This is a genomic window from Pseudoalteromonas sp. SR45-6 (genome assembly GCF_014163545.1).
Lineage (GTDB): Bacteria > Pseudomonadota > Gammaproteobacteria > Enterobacterales > Alteromonadaceae > Pseudoalteromonas > Pseudoalteromonas rhizosphaerae.
This window is the reverse complement of the sequence record NZ_JACJDM010000225.1, coordinates 1-281: the sequence shown is the minus strand read 5'-3', so window position 1 is coordinate 281 and position 281 is coordinate 1. Positions and strand designations below refer to the sequence as shown.

Genomic DNA, 281 nt, shown 5'->3' with positions numbered 1-281 from the left:
AGAGTTTGATAAAAATAATAATCGTCCTTCAGACTTTTGGGTAGACTTCTCAATTGAACAGCAAATTGAAATTAGGGACGAAATTTTAGAAGATGCTTTTCCATTTGATTGGCTAAAAGGTAAAGTAAATGACGAAATAACGAAACCTTGGCAGCATTGGAAAGCAGAGCCTGAGCGCATAGAGCAATTAACGTGGAAATATAAAGTAAAGCGTTTACTAGTTCAACTTTTTATCGGCTTTCCGTGAAACGGCTTAAGTTTCAGAGTCCATGATACGTTAA

Annotated in this window: 1 pseudogene; it reads left to right on the top strand. The window is 35.9% G+C overall.

Features of this window, described 5'->3' with window-relative positions:
• A pseudogene (locus H5158_RS23010) lies at positions 1 to 247 on the top strand (hypothetical protein); the annotation flags it as partial.
• Between the last annotated feature and the right edge of the window lie 34 nt (positions 248 to 281).